Origin of the sequence: Actinomadura sp. 9N215 (assembly GCF_044326345.1) — a bacterium.
Taxonomy (GTDB): Bacteria; Actinomycetota; Actinomycetes; order Streptosporangiales; family Streptosporangiaceae; genus Spirillospora.
This window is the reverse complement of sequence record NZ_JBIRBA010000006.1, coordinates 284,590-307,626: the sequence shown is the minus strand read 5'-3', so window position 1 is coordinate 307,626 and position 23,037 is coordinate 284,590. Positions and strand designations below refer to the sequence as shown.

Annotated in this window: 23 protein-coding genes and 1 pseudogene; 19 read left to right on the top strand and 5 right to left on the bottom strand. The window is 73.0% G+C overall.

Features of this window, described 5'->3' with window-relative positions; genetic code table 11:
* Positions 1–46 precede the first annotated feature (46 nt).
* The 4 genes from ectB to ACH34T_RS13370 all read right to left on the bottom strand — a co-directional run bounded on the left by ectB (position 47) and on the right by ACH34T_RS13370 (position 3,826).
* Complete coding sequence (ectB, locus tag ACH34T_RS13385; RefSeq protein WP_395992386.1) at positions 47–1,309, bottom strand: diaminobutyrate--2-oxoglutarate transaminase; 1,263 nt, start codon at positions 1,307–1,309, stop codon at positions 47–49.
* Positions 1,310–1,360: 51 nt separating this feature from the next.
* On the bottom strand, positions 1,361–1,909 hold the full coding sequence (gene ectA / locus ACH34T_RS13380) for a diaminobutyrate acetyltransferase (RefSeq protein ID WP_395992385.1): 549 nt from the start codon (positions 1,907–1,909) through the stop codon (positions 1,361–1,363).
* A 613-nt stretch (positions 1,910–2,522) separates the two neighbouring features.
* Complete coding sequence (pip, locus tag ACH34T_RS13375; protein WP_395992384.1) at positions 2,523–3,491, bottom strand: prolyl aminopeptidase; 969 nt, start codon at positions 3,489–3,491, stop codon at positions 2,523–2,525.
* A 164-nt stretch (positions 3,492–3,655) separates the two neighbouring features.
* Positions 3,656–3,826 carry a hypothetical protein gene (locus tag ACH34T_RS13370; protein ID WP_395992383.1) on the bottom strand — a complete coding sequence of 57 codons (171 nt, stop codon included), beginning with the start codon at positions 3,824–3,826 and terminating at the stop codon, positions 3,656–3,658.
* Positions 3,827–3,856: 30 nt separating this feature from the next.
* Between ACH34T_RS13370 and ACH34T_RS13365 the strand changes: the two genes are divergently transcribed.
* The 14 genes and pseudogenes from ACH34T_RS13365 (at position 3,857) to ACH34T_RS13300 (ending at position 17,756) form a co-directional block, all read left to right on the top strand.
* The gene (locus ACH34T_RS13365; RefSeq protein WP_395992382.1) at positions 3,857–5,548 is read left to right on the top strand and encodes a hypothetical protein; all 1,692 of its coding nucleotides are present in this window, start codon (positions 3,857–3,859) and stop codon (positions 5,546–5,548) included.
* 119 nt (positions 5,549–5,667) lie between these two features.
* Entirely contained in the window at positions 5,668–7,452 is a 1,785-nt protein-coding gene (locus ACH34T_RS13360) for a CTP synthase (RefSeq protein ID WP_395992381.1), read from the top strand.
* Complete coding sequence (locus ACH34T_RS13355; protein ID WP_395992380.1) at positions 7,449–8,078, top strand: NUDIX domain-containing protein; 630 nt, start codon at positions 7,449–7,451, stop codon at positions 8,076–8,078. The genes ACH34T_RS13360 and ACH34T_RS13355 overlap by 4 nt, the downstream gene beginning before the upstream one ends.
* A 192-nt stretch (positions 8,079–8,270) precedes the next feature.
* Entirely contained in the window at positions 8,271–9,179 is a 909-nt protein-coding gene (gene xerD, locus ACH34T_RS13350; protein WP_395992379.1) for a site-specific tyrosine recombinase XerD, read from the top strand.
* A gap of 257 nt (positions 9,180–9,436) precedes the next feature.
* On the top strand, positions 9,437–10,303 hold the full coding sequence (locus ACH34T_RS13345; RefSeq protein WP_395992441.1) for a ParA family protein: 867 nt from the start codon (positions 9,437–9,439) through the stop codon (positions 10,301–10,303).
* A 265-nt stretch (positions 10,304–10,568) separates the two neighbouring features.
* A complete protein-coding gene (locus tag ACH34T_RS13340; protein WP_395992378.1) occupies positions 10,569–11,195 on the top strand; it encodes a hypothetical protein in 627 nt (208 codons plus the stop codon).
* 256 nt (positions 11,196–11,451) lie between these two features.
* On the top strand, positions 11,452–12,273 hold the full coding sequence (locus tag ACH34T_RS13335) for a segregation and condensation protein A (protein ID WP_395992440.1): 822 nt from the start codon (positions 11,452–11,454) through the stop codon (positions 12,271–12,273).
* Positions 12,266–12,892: an SMC-Scp complex subunit ScpB gene (gene scpB, locus ACH34T_RS13330; protein ID WP_395992377.1), complete on the top strand. Its 627-nt coding sequence runs from the start codon at positions 12,266–12,268 to the stop codon at positions 12,890–12,892. Before ACH34T_RS13335 ends, scpB begins: the two co-directional genes overlap by 8 nt.
* A gap of 6 nt (positions 12,893–12,898) precedes the next feature.
* Entirely contained in the window at positions 12,899–13,630 is a 732-nt protein-coding gene (locus ACH34T_RS13325) for a pseudouridine synthase (protein ID WP_395992376.1), read from the top strand.
* A gap of 37 nt (positions 13,631–13,667) precedes the next feature.
* Positions 13,668–14,030 carry a chorismate mutase gene (gene aroH, locus ACH34T_RS13320; RefSeq protein ID WP_395992375.1) on the top strand — a complete coding sequence of 121 codons (363 nt, stop codon included), beginning with the start codon at positions 13,668–13,670 and terminating at the stop codon, positions 14,028–14,030.
* Positions 14,031–14,189: 159 nt separating this feature from the next.
* Positions 14,190–15,246, top strand: a pseudogene (locus ACH34T_RS13315) (prephenate dehydrogenase).
* An 84-nt stretch (positions 15,247–15,330) separates the two neighbouring features.
* The gene (cmk, locus tag ACH34T_RS13310) at positions 15,331–15,993 is read left to right on the top strand and encodes a (d)CMP kinase (protein WP_395992374.1); all 663 of its coding nucleotides are present in this window, start codon (positions 15,331–15,333) and stop codon (positions 15,991–15,993) included.
* Positions 15,994–16,028: 35 nt separating this feature from the next.
* Positions 16,029–17,417 carry a ribosome biogenesis GTPase Der gene (gene der, locus ACH34T_RS13305; RefSeq protein WP_395992373.1) on the top strand — a complete coding sequence of 463 codons (1,389 nt, stop codon included), beginning with the start codon at positions 16,029–16,031 and terminating at the stop codon, positions 17,415–17,417.
* A 126-nt stretch (positions 17,418–17,543) separates the two neighbouring features.
* Positions 17,544–17,756 carry a hypothetical protein gene (locus ACH34T_RS13300; RefSeq protein ID WP_395992372.1) on the top strand — a complete coding sequence of 71 codons (213 nt, stop codon included), beginning with the start codon at positions 17,544–17,546 and terminating at the stop codon, positions 17,754–17,756.
* 25 nt (positions 17,757–17,781) lie between these two features.
* Here the strand turns inward: ACH34T_RS13300 and ACH34T_RS13295 are convergent, their stop codons facing one another.
* Complete coding sequence (locus tag ACH34T_RS13295; RefSeq protein WP_395992371.1) at positions 17,782–18,393, bottom strand: hypothetical protein; 612 nt, start codon at positions 18,391–18,393, stop codon at positions 17,782–17,784.
* A gap of 95 nt (positions 18,394–18,488) precedes the next feature.
* Here ACH34T_RS13295 and ACH34T_RS13290 point away from each other — a divergent pair, with 95 nt between their 5' ends.
* From ACH34T_RS13290 to ACH34T_RS13270, 5 genes are all read left to right on the top strand, one after another.
* Entirely contained in the window at positions 18,489–19,628 is a 1,140-nt protein-coding gene (locus tag ACH34T_RS13290; RefSeq protein ID WP_395992370.1) for a nucleoside 2-deoxyribosyltransferase domain-containing protein, read from the top strand.
* Positions 19,629–19,723: 95 nt separating this feature from the next.
* Positions 19,724–20,128 carry a molybdopterin-binding protein gene (locus ACH34T_RS13285; RefSeq protein ID WP_395992369.1) on the top strand — a complete coding sequence of 135 codons (405 nt, stop codon included), beginning with the start codon at positions 19,724–19,726 and terminating at the stop codon, positions 20,126–20,128.
* Positions 20,129–20,135: 7 nt separating this feature from the next.
* Positions 20,136–20,930, top strand: a complete 795-nt coding sequence (gene modA, locus ACH34T_RS13280; RefSeq protein WP_395992439.1) for a molybdate ABC transporter substrate-binding protein — start codon at positions 20,136–20,138, stop codon at positions 20,928–20,930.
* Positions 20,927–21,748, top strand: a complete 822-nt coding sequence (locus tag ACH34T_RS13275; RefSeq protein WP_395992368.1) for an ABC transporter permease — start codon at positions 20,927–20,929, stop codon at positions 21,746–21,748. Before modA ends, ACH34T_RS13275 begins: the two co-directional genes overlap by 4 nt.
* Positions 21,745–22,920, top strand: a complete 1,176-nt coding sequence (locus ACH34T_RS13270) for an ABC transporter ATP-binding protein (RefSeq protein WP_395992367.1) — start codon at positions 21,745–21,747, stop codon at positions 22,918–22,920. The genes ACH34T_RS13275 and ACH34T_RS13270 overlap by 4 nt, the downstream gene beginning before the upstream one ends.
* Positions 22,921–23,037: the final 117 nt, after the last annotated feature.

Genomic DNA, 23,037 nt, shown 5'->3' with positions numbered 1-23,037 from the left:
GGCGGGGCGGCCGGGCGGCGTGGTCGGGCGGCGTCGGGGGCCGGGGTCAGACGGCGACCTTCTGGCGGACGGCCTCCAGCGAGTCCGCGATGATCTCCAGGCCCCGGTCCAGCTCGGCCTCGGTCGTGGTGAGCGGCGGCAGCAGCTTGGCCACCTCGCCCTCGGGGCCTGAGGTCTCCATCAGCAGCCCGCGCCTGAACGCCTCGGCGCACACCTTCGGCGCCAGCTCGGCGTCGTTCATCACCAGGCCCCAGGCGAGGCCCCGGCCGCGGACGACGTCGATGGCGCCCGCGTGCGCCAGCGCCATCGACTCCAGCGCCGCCTGGACCTGCTGGCCCTTCGCGAGGGTCTGCTTCTCCATGTCGTCGCCGGTCCAGTAGTCCTCCAGCGCGGCGACGGCGGTGACGAACGCGGGGTTGAAGCCGCGGAAGGTGCCGTTGTGCTCGCCCGGGTCCCACACGTCCAGCTCGCGCTTCATCAGCGTGATCGCGAGCGGCAGCCCGTACCCGCTGAGGGACTTGGACAGGCAGACGATGTCCGGGACGATCCCGGCCTCCTCGAAGCTGAAGAACGGCCCGGTGCGGCCGCAGCCCATCTGCACGTCGTCGACGATGAGCAGGATGTCGTGGCGGCGGCACAGGTCCTGCAGGCCGCGCAGCCAATCGGCGGTGGCGACGTTGATGCCGCCCTCGCCCTGCACGGTCTCCACGATCACGGCGGCGGGCTTGTCCAGGCCGCTGCCGCTGTCGTCGAGCATCGTCTCGAAGAGTAGGAAGTCGGGCGTCCTGCCGTCGAGGTAGTTGTCGTACGGCATCGCGACGCCGTGGCCGAGCGGCACGCCGGCGCCGGTGCGCTTCATCGAATTGCCGGTGACGGCGAGCGCGCCGAGCGTCATGCCGTGAAAGGCATTGGTGAAGCTGACGACGGTCTCGCGGCCGGTGTACTTGCGCGCGAGTTTCAGCGCCGCCTCGACCGAGTTGTTGCCCGCCGGGCCGGGGAACTGCACCTTGTAGTCGAGCCCCCGGGGCCGGAGGACGTACTCGTTGAATCGTTCCAGGAAGTCTCGTTTGGCCGAGGTGTACATGTCGAGACTGTGCACCACCGCATCACCGGCGAGATAGTCCAGGAGCCTTCGTTTCAGCTGCGGGTTGTTGTGCCCGTAGTTGAGCGTTCCCGCGCCGGCGAAGAAATCCAGGTAGGTCTTCCCGTTCTCGTCGGTCATGTGACTGCCGCGCGCGGTGGTGAACACCGTGGGCCAGCCTCGGCAGTAGCCGCGGACTTCCGATTCCAAGCGGTCGAAGACGTCCATTTTCTGCCTCCAGGCAGGTCGGTGGGGGAGCGGACGGGAGAAGTGCGTGGGTCAGTTCGCGTCGGCGATCGGGCCGATCCTGAAGAGCACCTCGGGCTCGTGTCCCCCCTCGGGGAAGTGCTCCGCGCCGAACAGCGGGCTGCGGGCGACCTCGCACCCGCGGCCCCGGGCGAACGCTTCGAACATCGCGGTGGAAGCGGTGTTGTCCGGTGTGACCGTCGCCTCAAGGAACCGGTGGCCGCGCGGGGCCAGCCGGTCGGCGAGACGGTTCAGCATGCGGCGGGCCAGGCCTCGGCCGCGGTGGTCGGGGCCGACGGCGACCTGCCACACGAAGAACGTGTCGGGCCGGGACGGACGGACGTATCCGGTGATGAATCCGCAGAGGACGTCTGCGTCGCGCGCCACGACCGAAGTGTCGGCGAAATCGCGGCACCAAAGGGTGTAGCTGTAAGGCGAGTTGACGTCCAGGACCCGGGAGTCGCGGGCGAGCCGCCAAAGCTCCGGGCCGTCGGCGAGGCTCGGCTCCTGGAGTTGCACGTCCACGTTCGTCTCGCTAGAGCCGGGGCGTCGGGTCGGTGTTTCCAGGGGTTGCGCTGCCATGTCCAGGCAACTTAGCGAATCTCGGCCCGTGATCGCAGAGTAATGTTATCTGCGGGATGTTTAGCCCACTACCGCACTGGGTAGGGTTAATGGCTTTGCCGAATTCGGTGCAATTCCGATGGGGCCCGCGCGGGCGAATGTCCGCTTTTCCCGGTGATACGCAGGAGGTACTGCCGACTTCGGCGGCGCGGCCGTCCGGACGCTTCCTGAACGCCACCTTAATGTTCCGTCGTCGGCCGGTGCGGCGTTTTATGTATCGGTTGTGTGAGGTAAGTCACTCAGATTTCATGTCAACGCGTCGGGTGCGGCGGGCGTCACGTCGCATCGGGCGAGGTCGTCCGGTCGCGGGCATGCTGGGACGGGTGTGGGCCAAGGCGTTGGCGCGGATCCTGTGAGGCCGGGGAAGCTGACCATCAAGGGGCATGTTTACCGGCCGAACGGTAAGAGGTGGGTAGCTCAATAGTAAGAAATACGGCATTTCGGTGCGGATAAAGCCACCGGGGCGAGGCGGCGGCCGCCCGCCCCGGCCCGCGTTTCCGGCCGTGCCGCCGGAGGAGTTCCGACATGTCCGGTTCGTGGCCGCTCTGGGCGGCGGGCCGCCCGGCCCTTCCGGTCAGGGCTTCCCCGCGAAACGGTCGGTCGCCTCGATCAGGCGATCCAGGATGCCGGGCTCGAAGTAGGCGTGCCCGGCGTCGTCCACGATGTGGAAGTCCGCCTCCGGCCAGGCGCGGTGCAGGTCCCACGCCGTCGCGACCGGCGTGCACACGTCGTAGCGGCCCTGCACGATCACGGCCGGGATGTGGCGGATCTTCTCCACGTCCCTGATCAGCTGCTCGTCCTCGAAGAAACCCTCGTTGACGAAGTAGTGGTTCTCGATGCGGGCGAACGCCACCGCGTAGTCCGGCTCGCCGAACCCGCCGGCCACCTCCGGGTCGGGACGCAGCGTGATCGTCGACCCCTCCCAGGTCGCCCACGCCTGCGCCGCCGCGACCCGCACGTCCCGGTCCCGGGAGTGCAGCCGCTCCCCGAACGCCGAGATGAGGTCCTCCCGCTCGTCCTCCGGGATCGGCTCGACGTACTTCTCCCACAGGTCGGGGAAGAGCAGCGACGCGCCCTCCTGGTAGAACCAGTACAGCTCGAACGGACGCAGCATGAAGATGCCGCGCAGCACCAGCTCGGTCACCCGCTCCGGATGCGTCTGCGCGTACGCCAGCGACAGCGCGCTGCCCCAGCTCCCGCCGAACACCAGCCACCGCTCGACGCCGAGATGCCCGCGGAGCCGCTCCATGTCGTCGACCAGGTGCCAGGTGGTGTTCGCCTCAAGCGACACCTCCGGGTCCTTCGCGTGCGGCAGGCTCCGGCCGCAGTTGCGCTGGTCGAACAGGACGATCCGGTACGCCTCAGGGTCGAACAGCCGGCGCTGCGCGGGGGCGCATCCGCCGCCGGGGCCGCCGTGCACCATCACCGCGGGCTTGCCGTCCGGATTGCCGCAGACCTCCCAGTAGATCTGATTGCCGTCGCCGACGTCGAGCAGCCCGGTCTCGTACGGCTCGATCGGCGGATACAGGGTGCGAGTTTCCATGGAGCGCGATTGTCCCACCCGGCCCCCCGGATGTGACCCATGGCACCGCCGGACGGGCCGTCCGGGCCCCGACCAGGCCTCCTGCGTGCGCGAACACCGCGCGGCGGCCCAGAAAGTAAACCCCAAACTGGGCAAACGTTCCGCTGGTCGGGGCTAGAGTGCCTTCAGTGAGCGAAGCGATGAAGGCTCAGGGCCGGTAGCGGAGCGAACGAGATGTGCACACCCACCCCCGCGAACGCGGCCGCGCGCCGCCGGGCGAGGAGACACGTGAGCGAGATGACGAGCCGTCGGGCGAAGTACACGGGCACGACGATGTGCGGGGCCATGCCGTCCATGTGGCTCCGAGCCGCGAGGCGGGGAGAGCAGTGAGCGAGCTGAACGGATCGGGCGGCCCCCGCGGCGTCCCGGACGCGGCGACCCCCTGGCCCGCCATGGGACGCGACCCGGGCCGCGCGCCCGAGGCCCCGGTGCCGGCCGCCCAGCAGCCGATCCAGATGGCCAAGCCCCCGCAGCCCGGCCCGCAGGGCCGGCAGCCCGGCCGGGGGCACGAGGGCGGCCGTCCCGACGTCGAGCAGCCCGAGGCGCAGCCGTGGGACATCGTCGAGCGGCTCCGCCAGATGGCCGACCTCATCGGCGACGCCCTCGCCGCCGGCGAGCGCAAGGTCAACGAGGCGCAGAGCGAGATCGCCGCGCAGGTCGCGGCCGTGACGGCGGAGAAGGAGTCCGCGCAGCGCGACGCGGCCGCCGCCTGGGGTGAGGTGCAGCGCGCGCGTGGCCAGGCCGAGCAGGCCGAGCGCCGCGCCGTCGAGGCGCAGAACGAGACGGCCGCGCAGGTGGCGGCCGTGACGGCGGAGAAGGAGTCCGCGCAGCGCGACGCCGCGGCCGCCTGGGGTGAGGTGCAGCGGGCCCGCGGCCAGGCGGAGCAGGCCGAGCGCCGCGCCGTCGAGGCGGAGCGGCAGTTCGCCGACGCCGACCGCCGCGCCGCCGAGGTCCAGAACGAGGCCGTCACGCAGATCGCCGCGCTGCAGACCGAGAAGGAGAACGCGCAGCGCGACGCGGCCGCCGCGTGGAACCAGGCCCAGCAGGGCCGCGCCCAGGCCGACCAGGCGCGCGCGCAGGCCGACCAGGCCCGCGCGCAGCTGGAGCAGGTGCAGGCCCAGGTCGAGCAGGCCGAGCGCCGCGTCGCCGAGGCCGAGGCGACCGTCCGGCAGGCCATCCAGCAGCGCGACGCGATGAGCGAGGCCCGCGACGACGCCCTCCGCGCCGTCGAGGACGCCGTCACCGGCCGCCGCTCCGCCGAGACCGAACGCGACCGCGTCGCCGAGCAGGCCTCGGAGCTGTCCCGCGGCCTTGAGGCCGCGCACGCCGAGCTGTCCGCGCTGCGCGCCAAGGTCACCGACGCCGAGATGACCGCGCAGAACCTCCAGCACGCGGTCGTCGCCGCCGGCAAGGAGGCCGACGAGTCCCGCCGCCGCGCCGAGGTCTCCGAGCGCCGCGCCCAGGAGAACGAGCGCCGCTCCCAGGACGCCGACCGCCGCTCCCAGGACGCCGACCGCCGCGCCCAAGAGGCGGCAGGACGGGCCGAAGCCGCCGAAGCCGAGCGCCAGCAGGCCCTCGACACTGCCGCGCAATCCCTGGAGGCCGCGAAGAAGGCCGAACGGGAACGCGACGGCAACGCCAAGGCGCGGGAGGCCGCCGACCGGGCGCGCGAGGCCGCCGTCCAGGCCCAGGCGCGCGCCGAGTCCGAGCTGACCCTGGCCCGCGGCCGCGCCGACCAGGCGGGCAGGGAACGGGACAAGACCGTCGCGGCGATGCGCCAGCTGGCCGCCGAGCGCGACGCCGTCGCCGAGAAGCTCGCCGAGCGCGACCAGTGGGTCGACCAGCTCGCCCAGGCCGTCACCGAGCAGCGCGCGCAGATCGCCGAGCTGTCCCAGGAGCGCGACGCCGCCCGCAACGCCGCCGACCAGGCCCGCTCCCTGATCGACGAGCTGACCCGCCAGCTCCGCACGATCATGCCGGCGGGGTCCAACGCGTTGCCCTCCTCCTTCGGGCCCTAGAGGCCCGGGCTCGGGGGCGTTTTCCTGGGCAAACGTGGTTCAGTCGTCGGCGGCTGTTATTCTGGTGGCCCGTGGACAGGCAGCTTCGTCCGCCTCGCAACGACCACGGGAGCAGCTTCTTGCCTTCGGCACCCACTGGTAGATCACGTCCTACCAAGCATCTGTTCGTCACCGGCGGCGTCGCCTCCAGCCTCGGCAAGGGGCTGACGGCGTCCAGCCTGGGACGGCTTCTCACCCTCCGCGGCCTGCGGGTCACCATGCAGAAGCTCGACCCGTACCTGAACGTCGACCCCGGGACGATGAACCCGTTCCAGCACGGCGAGGTCTTCGTCACCGACGACGGCGCCGAGACCGATCTCGACATCGGGCACTACGAGCGGTTCCTCGACACCGAGCTGCACGGGTCGGCGAACGTCACGACCGGCCAGGTGTACTCCAACGTGATCGCCAAGGAGCGGCGCGGGGAGTACCTCGGCGACACCGTCCAGGTCATCCCGCACATCACCAACGAGATCAAGGACCGGATCCGCGCGATGGCGGTCGGCGGGGGGCCCGGGGGGCCGTCCTCCCAGCAGGGGACGGCCGACGACGCCGAGGTCGACGTCGTCATCACCGAGGTCGGCGGGACGGTCGGCGACATCGAGTCCCTGCCGTTCCTGGAGTCGGTGCGGCAGATCCGGCACGAGATCGGGCGGGAGAACTGCTTCTTCCTGCACGTGTCGCTGCTGCCGTACATCGGGCCGTCCGGGGAGCTGAAGACCAAGCCGACGCAGCACTCGGTGGCCGCGCTGCGCTCCATCGGCATCCAGCCCGACGCGATCGTGTGCCGGTCCGACCGGCCGATCACCGACGGGCTCAAGCACAAGATCAGCCTGATGTGCGACGTGGACCGCGAGGCCGTGGTCTCGGCGGTCGACGCCGCGAGCATCTACGACATCCCGAAGGTGCTGCACTCCGAGGGCCTGGACGCCTACGTGGTGCGCCGCCTCGACCTGCCGTTCCGCGACGTCGACTGGGGCGCGTGGGACGAGCTGCTGCGCCGCGTCCACAAGCCCGCGCGGGAGGTCACGATCGCGCTGGTCGGCAAGTACATCGACCTGCCCGACGCGTATCTGTCGGTCACCGAGGCGCTGCGGCACGGCGGGTTCGGCAACGACGCCAAGGTCCGCATCCGCTGGGTGAAGAGCGACGACTGCGAGACGCCCGAGGGCGCCAAGCGGGAGCTGGACGGCGTCGACGGCGTCCTCGTCCCCGGCGGGTTCGGCGTCCGCGGCATCGAGGGGAAGATCGGCGCGGTGCGGCACGCCCGCGAGAACCGGGTCCCGCTGCTCGGCATCTGCCTCGGCCTGCAGTGCATGGTCATCGAGGCGGCGCGGACGCTCGGCGGGCTCGGCGACGCGGGCAGCGCCGAGTTCGACGCGACCACCGCCGACCCCGTCGTCGCGACGATGGCCGAGCAGGTCGACGTCGTCGCCGGGGAGCGGGACATGGGCGGCACGATGCGGCTCGGCCTGTACCCGGCCGACCTCGCGGACGGGTCCGTCGTGCGGGATCTGTACGGGGAGGCGAAGGTGTCCGAGCGGCACCGGCACCGGTACGAGGTGAACAACGCCTACCGCGACCGGCTGGAGAAGGCCGGGCTGCGGTTCTCCGGCCTGTCGCCGGACGGCCGCCTCGTCGAGTACGTCGAGCTGCCGCGCGACCAGCACCCGTTCTTCGTCGGGACGCAGGCGCACCCGGAGTTCAGGTCCCGTCCGACGCGCCCGCACCCGCTGTTCACCGGTCTCGTCTCCGCCGCGCTCGACTACGCCGAGGCCCGCGCGGGCACCGGCGCCGCACGGACCGGCGGCGCGGGCACCGGCGGCGCGGGCACCGGAGACGCGGGGAAGGTGACGGCGCCGTGACGCCCGACGACGTCCGCGACCGGCCCGAACGCTGGACGGTCGTGGAGGAGTCCACGGTCTTCCAGGGAAAGGTGTTCAGCGTCCGGCAGGACAGGGTCCAGATGCCGCGCGGCGACGGCACCGAGATCGTCGGCCGGGACGTGATCGCGCACATCGGGTCCGTCGGCGTCCTCGCCCTCGACGACCGCGACCGGGTGCTGCTGCTGCGGCAGTACCGGCATCCCGTGTCGCGGCTGCTGTGGGAGGCGCCCGCCGGGCTCCGGGACGTGGACGGCGAGCCGCTGCACAAGCTCGCCGAACGGGAGCTGCTGGAGGAGGCCGGATACCGCGCCGACCGCTGGGACACCCTTCTCGACGTGTTCACCTCGCCCGGCATGACGGACGAGCGCGTCCGGATCTTCCTGGCCCGCGGCCTCACCGAGGTGCCCGCCGACCAGATCGACTTCGAGCGCGTCCACGAGGAGGCCGACATGCCGGTCGTGTGGGTGCCGCTGGACGACGCCGTCCGCAAGGTGCTGGCAGGCGAGGTGCACAACGCGATCGCCTGCATGGGCGTCCTCGCGGTGCACGCGGCGCGCGCGTCCGGGTTCGCGGGCCTGCGCCCCGCCGACGCGCCGGAGGACTGAGGTCCCCTTTCGACGGCCGGAGGGGGCATGATGGGCGGGTCCCCGGAGCCCATGGCCGGAAGAGGTGCCGCACTGTCCCCGTCCCCGACCCCCCGGAGCGCGACGCGGCCCCCTGCGCCCGAAGCCGGTCCCGGCGGTCCCGGCGCCGCTTCCGGTTCCGCTCCCGGCCCGGCCTCCGCGCTCGGCTCCGCCGTGCGCACCTACCTGGGGCATCTGGCCGTCGAGCGGGGCCTGGCCGCCAACACGCTCAGCTCCTACCGCCGTGACCTGCGCCGCTACGTGCAGATCCAGGACGGACGGGGCCGCGCGGCCATCGGCGACATCACCGAGGACGACGTCCGCGCGTTCCTGGTGACGCTCCGGGAGGGCGACGGCGACCATCCGCCGCTGTCGGCCGGTTCGGCGGCGCGGGCGCTCGTCGCCGTCCGCGGGCTGCACCGGTTCGCGCTGCGCGAGGGCCTCGCCGCCCGCGACCCCGCCACCGAGGTCAAACCGCCGACTCCGCCGCGTCGGCTGCCCAAAGCCATCTCCCTGGGCGAGGTCGAACGCCTCCTCGCCGCGGCGTCCGTGCCCGGCGACCCCGGCACGGCCCGCGGCCTGCGCGACCGGGCGCTGCTCGAGCTGCTGTACGGCTCGGGCGCGCGGATCTCCGAGGCCGTCGGCCTGGACGTCGACGACCTCGACCTGCGGGACGGCTTCGCCCGCGTCGCCGGCAAGGGCGGGAAGGCCCGCGTCGTCCCGATCGGCGACTACGCCCGCGAGGCCGTGAACGCCTACCTGGTGCGGGCCCGTCCCGAACTGGCGGCGGCCGGACGGGGCGGCCCGGCGCTGTTCCTCAACGCGCGCGGCGGGCGGCTGTCGCGGCAGGGCGCGTGGATGGTGCTGCGCGCCGCCGCCGACCGGGCGCACCTGTCGGAGGTGTCCCCGCACACGCTGCGGCACTCGTTCGCCACCCACCTGCTGGACGGCGGAGCCGACGTCCGCGTCGTCCAGGAACTGCTGGGGCACGCCTCCGTGACGACGACGCAGGTCTACACGCTGGTGACCGTCCAGCTGCTGCGCGAGGTCTACGCCACCTCGCATCCGCGCGCCCGCAGCTGACCTCCGGCGTCCCGCACGCCCGACGGGCAGGCGCCGGGAGGCTGACGCTCCACGTTCCGCGGAGCCGACGAGCACGCGTCGGGAGGCTGACAACCAGCGCGCCCTGAGCTGACAAATCGCGACGATCGGCGCGCGTCGGCTTGAGACCGGGGAGGGACGGCCCTAGAGTCCCCGTTCTGGATGGCATTTCCGGGCCGCCGGGGAGGGATCTGGTGACCAGCACTAAAGGTGCGGAAGGAGTCCTTTCCTCCGCCACCATCGAGACCGATCCGAGCCGGGCCCTCGGGCCCACTCAAAGACCCGTGCCGGTGTTTCCCGAACCGGAGGCGCTGGACCAGCACGGGCCCGCACGGATCGTCGCCGTCTGCAACCAGAAGGGCGGCGTCGGCAAGACCACCACGACCATCAACCTGGGGGCCGCGCTCGCCGAGTTCGGCCGCCGCATCCTGCTCGTCGACTTCGACCCGCAGGGGGCGCTCTCCGTCGGCCTCGGCAAGGGCGACCCGCGCCAGCTCGACGTGACGGTCCACAACATGCTGCTCGAACGCGACACCGAGTGGGAGGACATCGTCATCGAGACCGGCGTCGACGGGATGGAGCTGCTGCCGAGCAACATCGACCTGTCCGGCGCCGAGGTCCAGCTCGTCCACGAGGTCGGCCGCGAGTACATCCTGCAGGGCGCGCTGAAGTCGGCCGTCGAGCACTACGACTACATCCTCATCGACTGCCAGCCGTCGCTCGGCCTGCTCACCATCAACGCGCTGGCCGCAAGCGAGGGCGTGCTGATCCCGCTGGAGTGCGAGTACTTCGCGATGCGCGGCGTGGCGCTGCTGATGGAGACCATCGAGAAGGTGCAGGGCCGGATCAACCCGGACCTCGTCATCGACGGCGTCCTCGGCACCATGTACGACTCGCGGACCCTGCACACCAGGGAGGTCCTCGGCCGCATCGTCGAGGCGTTCGGCGAGAAGGTCTTCCACACCGTCATCAACCGTACGGTCCGGTTCCCGGACGCGACCGTCGCCGGGGAGCCGATCACCTTCTTCGACCCGAACTCGATGGGCGCGAACGCCTACCGGGGCCTGGCGCGGGAGGTGCTCGTCAGGTGGGCGAACGTGGCCTGAGCCTGCGCCGCCGCCCGCACGGCCGCCCCTGACGAACGGACACATCGTGAGCCAGCCCCCGGGCTCCCCGCCAGAGCCGCAGCCGTCAGAACCGCAGCAGGAGCCGCCACCCTCGCAAGACGCGCAGGTTCAGGAAGCGCAGGTTCAGGAGGCGCCGCCGCAAGGAGCGCCGCCTCCGCAAGAGCCGCAGCCGCAGGAGGCGACGCCTTCGTATGCGCCGCCGCAAGGGGTGCCGTCCTCGTATGCGCCGCCGGCTCCGCAAGGGATGCCTCCGTATGGGGCGGTGCCGCCGTACCAGCCGGTGCCCGCGTCGCCGCCGGCGCGAGGGAGGGGACCGGTCCTCCTCGTCGTGCTGGCGGCCGCCGCCGTGGTCGCCGTCATGCTCGCCGTGGCGGCCGTCGCCATCCTGGTGCTGCCGGACGACGAGACGTCCGGGCCCGTCTCGTCCGGGCCCGTCGACCTGCGCCAGCCGCTGACGTTCCAGCTGGTCGCGCAGGAGTCGCGGCCGCCCTGCTCCGGCGGCGCCCTGCAGTCGCCCGACGGGTCCTCCTGCTACACCTTCGGGCCGGACGCGCTGACCGTGCGCCGCCTCGAAGAGGTCAGGGCCATGGCGCCCGACCCCGCGAAGGGCCGCACGGCCTGGAGCGTCGGGATCACGCTGACCTCCGGGGACGCCACCGGCTTCGCCACCCTGACCGGCAAGGCCGCGCAGGCGTTCCAGAACCAGCTCCCGGCCGGGTACATGGGCATGCTCGTCGGCGGCGCGCTGGTGTCGTCGCCCGCGCAGGTGGTCGCGCCCATCAGCGGCGGGAAAGTGGAGATCAATGGTCCCCAGCAGACGTTCACCCGGTCGTATGTGGAGGGCATCGTCAAGCGGCTGACCGGCGAGTAGCCGAACGCCCGCACGCCCCGGGCGCCGGGCCCTGACGCCGGACGCGCCGCGCCGTCACCGCTCGTGACCGGCCGTGGTGCGAGCACACGCCGCGCGTGGGACGATGTGGCCGGTGAGCACAGTGCAGGAGACGTCCTCCGCTACCGTGAGCGACGTGGACGAGACGTCGCCCGACCCCGAGCCAACCGGCCCCGCGCCCGCGCTCGGGCCGGGGCAGGAGCAGGGGGCCGAGGAGGAGCACGGCTTCCACGTCCACCTGGACAACTTCGACGGCCCGTTCGACCTCCTGCTCGGGCTGATCTCCAAGCACAAGCTCGACATCACCGAGGTGTCGCTGCACAAGGTCACCGACGACTTCATCGCGCACATCCACGCCCACGGCCAGGACTGGGACCTCGACCAGGCCAGCCACTTCCTGCTGGTCGCCGCGACCCTCCTCGACCTCAAGGCCGCGCGGCTGCTGCCGTCCGGCGAGGTCGACGACGAGGACGACCTGGCCCTGCTGGAGGCCCGTGACCTGCTGTTCGCGCGGCTCCTGCAGTACCGCGCCTACAAGGAGGTCGCGCGGGTGATCGCCGCGCGGATCGCCGACGCGGCCCGGCGCTTCCCGCGCATCGTGCCGATGGAGCCGCGGTTCGCGAACGTGCTGCCCGAGGTGCTGCTCGGCCTCGGACCCGACGAGTTCGCCCGGCTGGCCGCCAAGGCGCTCACGCCGAAGGAGCCGCCTTCGGTGTCCGTCGAGCACATCTACCAGCCCAAGGCCAGCGTCAAGGAGCAGGCCGCGATCGTCGTGGCACGGCTCCGCCGGCTCCGCCGGACGACGTTCCGCGTCCTCGCGTCCGACGCCGAGGGCACCTACGAGGTCGTCGCGCGGTTCCTGGCGCTGCTGGAGCTGTACCGCGACCAGAACGTCACGTTCGAGCAGGACGAGCCGCTCGCCGAGCTGCGCGTCGCGTGGATCGGCGCCGACGAGGGCGACGTGGAGGTCGGCGACGACTACGAGGGCGCCCCCTCGAAGGACGAGAACGCGAAGGACGCAAACGCGAAGGACCAGAAGGACGAGGGAGACGATGACTGAGGAATCCGGCGCGGACGCGCCGGAGCAGCCGGAGCAGCCGGAGCAATCAGAGCAGCCGGAGCAGCCTGAACTTCCGGACCTTCCGGGGTTGCGCGCCTCGATCGAGGCGATCCTGCTGGTGGTGGACGAGCCCGTCACCGAGCTGACCCTCGCGCAGCTGCTGGAGCGTCCCCGCGGCGAGGTCGCGGAGACGCTGCGCGGGCTGGCCGCGGAATACACCGAGCAGGGCCGCGGGTTCGATCTCAGGGAGGTCGCGGGCGGCTGGCGGTTCTACACCCGGGACGTGTGCGCCCCAGTCGTGGAGCGGTTCGTCACCGACGGGCAGCAGGCGCGCCTCACGCAGGCCGCGCTGGAGACGCTCGCCGTCGTCGCGTACCGGCAGCCGGTGAGCCGGGCCCGCGTGTCGGCGATCCGGGGCGTCAACAGCGACGGCGTCATGCGGACGCTGACGCTGCGCGGCCTGATCGAGGACGCCGGGCAGGACCCCGAGTCGCAGGCGCACCTGTACCGCACCACCGGGTACTTCCTGGAGCGGCTCGGGCTCCGCGACCTCGACGAGCTCCCGGAGCTCGCCCCCTACCTGCCCGACGACCTGCCTGACGACATCGTTGATAGTTGAGGACACGTGAGCGAGAACGAGGGCGTGCGGCTGCAGAAGGTCCTGGCCGAGGCCGGGATCGGCAGCCGCCGCCACTGCGAGGAACTGATCGGCGAGGGCCGCGTCACCGTCGACGGGAAGCGGGTCTTCCGGTTCGGCGAGCGCGTCGACCCGCGGCGCGCCGTCATCCATGTGGACGGCAAGCGCGTCGAGACCCGCGCCGAGATGCGCTACTACGCGATCAACAAGCCGCGCGGGGTGGTGTCCACGATGTCGGACGAGCGGGGCCGCAAGTCCCTCGCCGACTACGTGGAGGTGCCGGAGCGGCTGTTCCACGTCGGCCGCCTCGACACCGACACCGAGGGCCTGATCCTGCTGACGAACGACGGGGAGCTGTCGCACCGCCTCACGCACCCGTCCTTCGGCGTCGCGAAGACGTACCTGGCGGAGATCCACGGCCCGATCCCGCGGGACCTCGGGAAGCGGCTGCGGGCGGGCGTGACGCTGGACGACGGGCCCGCCAAGGCCGACAAGTTCAAGATCTTCGACCAGGTCGGGAGGCGCGTCCTGGTCGAGATCACCCTGCATGAGGGGCGCAAGCACATCGTGAGGCGGCTGCTGAAGGAGGTCGGGTTCCCCGTCCAGCAGCTGGCGCGCATAGAGTTCGGTCCGATCAAGCTGGGGCAGCTGAAGCCGGGCGGGATGCGGGCTCTGACCGTGCACGAGATCGGCGACTTGTACAAGGCCGTCGGGCTGTAGGCCCGGGGGCCATCCGAGGCCGAGGAGGGATCAGGCTGTGGCGGTACGCGCGGTCCGCGGGGCGACGCAGATCGACGCCGACGACCGGGAGCAGATGCTGGCGGCGACGGCGGAGCTCGTCGCCGCGGTGATGGCCCGCAACGAGCTGACCACCGACGACGTGATCAGCGTCATCTTCACGGTGACGCCCGACCTGACGGCGGAGTTCCCGGCGCTCGCCGCCCGCAAGCTCGGCTTCCACGAGGTGCCGCTGCTGTGCGCGACGGAGATCGGCGTGCCCGGTGCGCTGCCCCGGGTGATCCGGCTGATGGCGCACGTCGAGACGGACCGTCCCCGCGCGGACGTCCAGCACGTCTACCTCCGCGGCGCGACGGCCCTCCGCCTGGACATCGCGCAGTAGCGCCCGAGCGGAGCGAGGCATGTGCAGGGCGCAGTAGCGCCCGAGCGGAGCGAGGCGTTTGAAGGGCGCAGTAGGGTGTCGGGCGTGAGTGAGGACGTGGTGGCGCGGCGGATCGTCGTCGTCGGGACGGGCCTGATCGGGACGTCGATCGCCCTGGCCATGCGGGAGCACGGCGCCGAGGTGCTGCTGACCGACCGGGACGCGGCCGCGCTGCGGCTGGCGGTCGAGCTCGGCGCCGGCGCGGCGCTCCCGGACGGCGCGCGGGACGAGCCCGCCGACCTGGCGGTGCTCGCGGTGCCGCCGACGGCCGTGGCCGTGACGCTGCTGGACGCGCAGAAACGCGGCCTCGCCACCGCGTACACCGATGTGGCGAGCGTGAAGGCGCTGCCGCTGGCGCAGGCGGCGGAGCTGGGCTGCGACCTGACGACGTTCGTGGCGGGGCATCCGCTGGCGGGCAGCGAGCGGTCGGGGCCGAGCGCGGCGCGCGCCGATCTCTTCCTCGGCCGTCCGTGGGCGCTGTGCCGCGCCGCCGCAGGCGACGCGGGAGACGGTGGAGGTCGTCCGGGGGCTGGCGAAGGCGTGCGGCGCGATGCCCGTCGAGGTGGACGCCGCCGAGCACGACCGGGCGGTCGCGCTCGTCTCGCACGGCCCGCACGTGGTGTCGGCCGCGGTCGCCGCCCGGCTGACCGGCGCGGACGACGTCGCGCTCGGCCTGTCCGGGCAGGGCGTCCGGGACGTCACCCGGATCGCGGCGAGCGACCCGCGGCTGTGGATCGGGATCCTGTCGGCGAACTCGCAGCCCGTCGCCGACGTGCTGGAGGCCGTCGCGACCGACCTGGCGGTGGCGGCGTCGCTGCTGCGCGACGGCAGCGAGGAGGCCGCCGCGCACGTGGCCGACCTGCTGCTGCGCGGGAACGCGGGCCGGTCCCGCATCCCCGGCAAGCACGGCGGCGACCAGTCGGCGTACGCGATCGTCCAGGTGGTCATCCCGGACCGTCCGGGTGAGCTCGCGATGATCTTCCAGGCGGCGGGGATCGCGCAGGTCAACATCGAGGACGTGACGATCGAGCACTCGCCGGGACGTCCGCTGGGCGTGCTGGAGATCGCGGTGGTGCCGGAGGCCGCCGAGCGGCTGGCGGCGGAGCTGCGGGCGCGGGGCTGGTCCGTCCCGTCCCCGGCCGGGAGCGGCGGGAACTCCGGGGCCGGCGGGACGTGACGGTGCCGCGAGGCCGGTAGCCTGGTTCGCCGGGGCTCGCGCGGGGGGAGACAGCGCGCCCGACGGACTAGAGAGGGATCGATCGTGCCGCTCGTCATCGCCATGGACGGACCCTCCGGGTCGGGCAAGTCCAGCGCGTCCAAGGGCGTGGCCCGCGCGCTCGGGCTCCGCTACCTGGACACGGGCGCCATGTACCGCGCCATGACGTGGTGGATGCTGGAGAAGGGCGTGCCGGTCGAAGACGCGGGCGCCGTCGAGGCCCGCGCGGCGGAGCCGGTCATCGCGTCCGGCACCGACCCGGACGGGCCGACGATCACGGTGGACGGGACGGACGTGTCCGCCCCGATCCGCACCCGCGACGTGACGAACGCGGTCAGCGCGGTCAGCTCCGTCCCGGCGGTCCGCACCCGGATGGTGGAGCTGCAGCGCGAGATCATCGGGTCCGGCGGGATCGTGGTGGAGGGCCGCGACATCGGCACGGTCGTCGCGCCGGACGCGCCCGTCAAGGTGTACCTGACCGCCAGCGAGGAGACCCGGGCGGCGCGCCGCGCGAAGGACCTCGCGGCCGACCCGGGCGCGTCGGTGACGGTCACCAGGGCCGAGCAGGCGCGCCGCGACCGGCTCGACTCCACCCGGAAGGCGTCGCCGCTGGCCAGGGCGGGCGACGCGCACGAGATCGACTCGACGGAGCTGAGCCTCGCCGAGGTCATCGAGGCGGTCGTCCGCCTCGCCAAAGAGCATGAGTGAACGGGCGGCCGCACGGCCCCCGCGGGGAATTCACAGTGAGCGATAACGAGATCGAGACCGTGGACGTCGCCGAGGACGTCGCCGCCGACGAGGGCCCGGCGCCCGTCATGGCGGTGGTCGGGCGGCCGAACGTCGGCAAGTCGACCCTGGTCAACCGGATCCTCGGCCGCCGCGAGGCGGTCGTGGAGGACGTCCCGGGCGTGACCCGCGACCGGGTCGCCTACGACGCGTCGTGGAGCGGCCGCCGGTTCACCGTCGTCGACACCGGCGGGTGGCTGCCCGACTCGGCCGGGCTGGCCGCGGCGATCGCCGAGCAGGCCCGGCTGGCGGTCGACCTGGCCGACGTCGTGATGTTCGTCGTGGACGCCACCGTCGGCGCCACCGACGTGGACGAGGCCGTCGTGGAGATCCTGCGCCGCTCCGGCAAGCCGGTGGTGCTGGTCGCCAACAAGGTCGACAACGCGGCCGTGGAGGCGGACGCGGCGCTGCTGTGGTCGCTCGGCATCGGCGAGCCGCACCCGGTCAGCGCGCTGCACGGGCGCGGCAGCGGCGACCTGCTGGACGCGGTCCTCGCCGCGCTGCCGGCGGAGGCCCCGCCGGAGTCGTTCGACGAGGAGACGGGCGGGCCGCGCCGGATCGCGCTGCTGGGCCGTCCGAACGTCGGCAAGTCGAGCCTGCTGAACAAGGTGGCGGGGGAGAACCGCGCGGTCGTGGACGCGGTGGCGGGCACGACCCGCGACCCGGTCGACGAGCTGATCGACCTCGGCGGCCGGACGTGGCGGTTCATCGACACCGCAGGGATCAGGCGGCGGCACCGCGAGAACCAGGGCGCCGACTTCTACGCGACGCTGCGCACCCAGTCGGCGCTGGAGCGCGCCGAGGTCGCCGTCGTCCTCGTGGACGCCGACCAGCCGCTCGCCGAGCAGGACCTGCGGATCATCTCGATGGTGGTCGCGTCGGGCCGCGCGATGGTCATCGCCTACAACAAGTGGGATCTGCTGGACGAGGAGCGCCACCACTACCTGGAGCGCGAGATCGACCGGCAGTTGCACCACGCGCGCTGGGCGCCGCGGGTGAACGTGTCCGCCAGGACGGGGCGGCACATGGAGAAGCTGGTCCCGGCCATCGAGACGGCCCTGGACGGCTGGAGCACGCGCGTCCCGACGTCCAAGCTCAACCAGTTCTTCGCCGACCTGGTCAGCTCGCATCCGCATCCGGTGCGCGGCGGCAAGCAGCCGCGCGTGCTGTTCGCGACGCAGGCGAGCGTGCGGCCGCCGCGGTTCGTGCTGTTCACGTCCGGGTTCCTGGAGGAGGGGTACCGGCGGTTCATCGAGCGGCGCCTGCGCGAGGAGTTCGGCTTCGAGGGGACGCCCCTCGACATCGCCATGAAGATCCGCGAGAAGCGCGGCAAGGGCAAGAAGTAGCGGAGACATGCGGCACGCGGCCCGCCCGGGGATCTTTCCCGGCCGGGCCGCGGCGTGTCAGGATGCCTCTTACGGCCGGCGAGTAAGTCTTCCATTACTCGGCTGGCTCGGTGCCGAGGAGGCGACGTGAAGCTGGTGCTGCTCATCTCCTGTGCCGTCGGCTGCGTGGCGCTCAGCTTCGCCTGGCGGGAGCCGTGGATCGGCGGCGTCGGCCTGCTGGTCGCCTTCGCCGCCATGTTCACCGACCGCGACGACGTGCGGCTGGACGAGGAGCGGGGCAGCCACGAGACGACGAAGGCCGTCCGCGACATGCGCCGCCACGGCCGCCACCGCCCGTAGCGCGCGCTGTCCCCCTTCGGGAGAGTTAGCGGTCGTAGCGTGTCTCGCCCGCGATGTGGCGGTCGCCCGGCAGCGGCGGTGGCGCCTGCCCGGCGGGCGGGTTCTCCCGCGCGTATCGTCCGTACACCAGCGGCTGCGTCGACGTCGCGCCCGCCTGCCCGCCGTCGTCCGGCGACGCCGACTCCCGGACGCCGATCACGGCGAAGCGGCCGAGCGCGAGCCCGGCCAGGAACGCGACGACGACGCCGAGGCCGGTGAGCCCGGACAGGTGCTCGGCAAGCCGCTGTCCTTCGCCCGATCCGAGCGGGGCGCCGACGCCCTCCACGTCCCAGAGCGTGGCGACGGACGTGCCGACGGCGAACCAGGCGCCGCCGAGCGCGGCGATCCAGGCGCCGAACATGGCGAACGCGCGGTTGGCGGCGGCGAGCACGATCAGCCCGCCGAGCACGACGGCCGCCGCGGGCGCGATGATGAGCTGGAGCCGGTCGGTGTCGTACGTCCAGGCGTCGTCCGGAGCGAAGCCGAAGTTGAAGTACGGGCCGACGAAGGGGAGCAGACCGCCCCAGAGGCCGAGCAGCACGAGCAGCGTGCCGCTCAGGCCGCCCCGGGAGCGTGGAGCGCGCATGGTCCCAGTCATGATCATTCCTCCTGACCGGGCGTCCGATTCTGGCTTAAACCACCATTACCCGCGCAAGTCCAGTCCACACGGGCGGGGCGAGAGGAGCGAGCCGCATGGGAGCCGACCTTGTGGTCGTCTACGCGCACGAGGAACCGCCCGACCGGTGGGAGGCCGCGGTCTTCCTCGCCGGTCCCACGCCGCGGTCGCCGGAGACCGCGTCCTGGCGTCCCGCCGCCGTCGCCGCGCTGCGCGAGCGCTGGCTGGACGGCGCCGACCCCGGCCGGCTCGTCGTGTTCGTCCCCGAGCACCGGCACGGGATCCACGACGACTACGTCGGGCAGGTCGAGTGGGAGGAGCGCTGCCTGCACCTGTCCGACGAGGTGATCTTCTTCGTGCCGCGCGACCTGGACACCATGCCGGCGTTCACCACCAACGTCGAGTGGGGGATGTGGCACGACAGCGGACGGACCGTCTTCGGCGCCCCTCCGCAGGCGCCGAAGAACCGCTACCTGCTGCACTACGCCGCCAAGTCGGGCGTGCCGACGGCGACCGACCTCCCGGCGACGGTCGCGGCGGCGCTCGACCGGATCGGCCCGGGCGCGTCGCGGACGGGCGGGGAGCGGGAGATCCCGCTGCTGCTGTGGCGCGAGGAGTCGGTGCGGCGCTGGTACGCGGGGCAGTGCGCGGCGGGCAACGTCCTGCTGGGGGCGCGGGTGGTGTTCCGGTTCGGCGACCACTGGGCCCTGCACGTCCGGATGCACGTCGCGGCCGAGGATCGGGTGAAGGACAACGAGATCGTGGTGGGGCGTCCGGACGTCTCCGTCGTCGTCCTGTACCGGCTCGGGGAGACGCTCGACGAGACGGAGGTCGTGCTGGTCAGGGAGTTCCGGAGCCCGTGCGTGAACGGGTTCGTCCACGAACTGCCCGGCGGCTCCGGGGACGGCGGCCCGGCCGAGGTCGCGCTGGCGGAGGTCGAGGAGGAGACGGGCCTGGTCCTGGCGGCGGAGCGGCTGCGTGAGCACGGGACGCGGCAGGTGAACGCCACGATGTCCGGGCACCGGGCGCACCTGTTCTCCGCCGGGATCACCGGGGACGAGCTGGCGCGGCTCCCGTCGTCCGGGACGCACGGGCTGGCCGCCGACGGCGAGGTCACCTACGTCGAGGTCGCCGCGTTCGGCCGGATCAGGCGGGAGCGCCTCGTGGACTGGTCCTGCCTCGGGATGATCACGGAGGTGCTGCTGGAGGTCCGCTGAGCCGCAGTTGCGATGGACATCGTCTTCACCAGCTCGCATCGTCTGGTGGTATGCCGCTCTTTTCCTCGCATCTGCGGATCGTTAGGCTTGGCTCCGTGACGACGTTCCGGATCAGTGAGGCGGCGGCGCTGCTCGGGGTCAGCGCGGACACGGTCCGGCGCTGGGTGGACGGCGGCCGGCTCCCGGCGTCCCGGGACGAGCACGGGCACCGGCTCGTCCCGGGGGCCGAGCTCGCCTCGTTCGTGCGCGACCAGGCGCGCACCGGGCGCGCGCCGTCCGACCAGGGCGAACGCTTCTCGTCGGCGCGCAACCGGCTGCGGGGGATCGTGACCGACGTCGTCCGCGACGGGGTGATGGCGCAGGTGGAGATCCAGGCCGGGCCGTTCCGGGTCGTGTCGCTGATGAGCCGCGAGGCGGCGGACGACCTCGGGCTGCGCGCCGGCGTGGTCGCCGAGGCCGTGGTGAAGTCCACCAACGTCATCGTCGAGCTGCCGGACTGAGGGGGGCATCGTGCGCAAGCCGACCGCCGTGGCCGCCGCCGTCGTGCTGGCCGCCGCCTTGACGGGCTGCGGCGAGGTGGACGACGGCGCGTCCGGAGCAGGCGGCGGCAGTGGTGGCGGCGGTGGCCGCGGGACGCTGACGGTGTTCGCCGCCGCCTCGCTCACCGAGACGTTCACCTCGCTCGGCCGGACGTTCGAGGGTGCGCATCCCGGCGTCAAGGTCAGGTTCAACTTCGGCGGCAGCTCGACGCTCGCGCGGCAGATCACCGAGGGCGCCCCGGCGGACGTGTTCGCGTCCGCCAGCCCCGCCACGATGGAGACCGTCACGGACGCGGGCGACGCCGCCGGAAGACCGCAGGTGTTCACCAGGAACCGCCTGGTCATCGCCATTCCCAAGGACAATCCCGGCAAGGTGGCGAAGGTGGGCGACCTGTCCGCGCCCGGGCTCAAGGTCGTGCTGTGCGCGGTGCAGGTGCCCTGCGGCGCCGCCGCGGAGAAGGCGCTCGCCGCCGCGGGGGTCCAGGTCGAGCCGGTGTCGCGGGAGCAGGACGTCAAGGCCGTCCTCACCAAGGTCGGCCTCGGCGAGGCGGACGCCGGGCTCGTCTACCGCACCGACGTCAGGGCGGCGGGGGACCGGGTCACGGGCATCGAGTTCCCGGAGGCGGCGCAGGCGATCAACGACTATCCGATCGTGGAGGTCGCGGACGCGCCGCGGGCCGCGCTCGCGAAGGACTTCATCCGGCTCGTGCTCGGGCCGCAGGGCAGGACGGCACTGACCCGGGCCGGTTTCGAGGCGCCGTGAAGAACGCCGGCGCCGATGCCGGCGCCGACAGGCTGGTCGGGCGTCCGCCGTGGATCCTGGTGCTGCCCGCGCTGGCCGGGCTCGCCTTCCTGGTGCTGCCGCTCGCCGGGCTGCTCGTCCGCGCCCCGTGGTCGACGCTCGGCACCCGGCTCGCGCAGGACCAGGTGCTGGACGCGCTGCGCCTGTCGCTGGTCACCGCGACGCTCGCCACCGGCCTGTGCCTGCTGCTCGGCGTCCCGCTGGCCTGGACGCTGGCCCGGGTCCCGTTCCCCGGTGTCCGGATCGTCCGGGCCCTGGTGACCGTGCCGCTGGTGCTGCCTCCGGTGGTCGGTGGCGTCGCGCTGCTGCTCGTGCTCGGCCGCCGCGGGCTGGTCGGCGGATGGCTGGACGACACCTTCGGGATCACGTTCCCGTTCACCACGGCCGGGGTCGTGCTGGCGGAGACGTTCGTGGCGATGCCGTTCCTGGTGATCAGCGTGGAGGGCGCGCTGCGCGCCGCCGACCTGCGCTACGAGGAGGCCGCCGCCACCCTCGGCGCGGGCCGCTGGACGATCTTCCGCCGGGTCACGCTGCCGCTGGTCGCGCCCGGCGTCGCGGCCGGGGCCGTGCTGTGCTGGGCGCGGGCGCTCGGCGAGTTCGGCGCGACGATCACGTTCGCGGGCAACTTCCCGGGCCGGACGCAGACGATGCCGCTGGCCGTCTACCTGGCGCTGGAGACCGATCCGCAGGCCGCGATCGTGCTCAGCCTCGTCCTCCTCGCGGTGTCGGTCATCGTCCTGGCCGCGCTGAGAGACCGCTGGGTGAGCACCTCATCATGAGCGAGGCGGACCGGGGCGCGGGCCGTCCCCCGGGGACGGGGACGCGGGGGCTGGAGGCGCGGCTCGTGGTGCGGCGCGCCGCGTTCGACCTCGACCTCGCGCTCACCGCCGCGCCCGGCGAAGTGGTGGCGCTGCTCGGCCCGAACGGGGCGGGCAAGAGCACCGCGCTGCGCGCGCTGGCCGGGCTCGTCGCGATGGCGGGCGGCCACATCCGGGTGGACGGCGCCGACCTGCGCCCGCTGCCGCCCGACCGCCGCGGCATCGGCATGGTCTTCCAGGACTACCTGCTGTTCCCGCACCTCAGCGCCCTGGAGAACGTCGCGTTCGGGCTCCGCTGCCAGGGCGCGGGCCGCCGCGCGGCCCGGCGCCGCGCCGCCGAGTGGCTGGAGCGCGTCGGGCTGGCGGAGTTCGCGTCCGCCCGGCCGCGGGCGCTGTCGGGCGGGCAGGCGCAGCGCGTCGCCCTCGCCCGGGCGCTGGCCGTCGAACCCGGCCTGCTCCTGCTGGACGAGCCGCTCGCCGCCCTCGACGTCCACACGCGGATGGAGATCCGCGCCGCGCTCCGCCGTCATCTGGCCGGGTTCGCGGGCGCGGCCGTGCTCGTCACCCACGACCCCCTAGACGCGATGGTCCTGGCCGACCGGATCGTCGTCATCGAGGGCGGACGGCTCGTCCAGGAGGGGACGCCCGCCGACGTCGCCCGCCGCCCCCGCACCGACTACGTCGCGCGCCTGGTCGGCCTGAACCTGTACCGGGGCCGCGCCGAGGCCGGCACGGTCACCATCGAGGCTGACGCGGGTCCCGCCGCGGACAAGGTCGAGGGCGGCGCGGGGCCCGCTGGGGGAGGGGTCGAGGGCGGCGCGGGGGCTGCTGGAGGCGGTGGCTGGACGCTCGACACGGTCGACTCGCTCGAGGGTGACGTGTTCCTTGCCTTCGCGCCGTCCTCGGTGGCGCTGTACCGGACGCGTCCCGACGGCAGCCCCCGGAACCTGTGGCGGGCCCGCGTCGGCGCGATCGAGCGCCAGGGCGACCGCGTCCGGGTGCGGCTGGCCGGGCCGCCTTTCGACGCGGTCGCGGAGGTGACCCCGGCGGCGGTCGCGGAGCTTCAATTGTCCGAGGGCAGCATGATCTGGGCGGCCGTCAAGGCCACGGAAACCCACGTTTACCCAGCTTGAGAGCGTCCGTGCCAGGGGACCCAGGCGTGTCTCCGGCGTGTCTCCCGCCCACCCGCAGACCGGTGATATCTATCACAAAATCGGGCATCAACGCCCAAAAGCGGACGGGATTGGTCC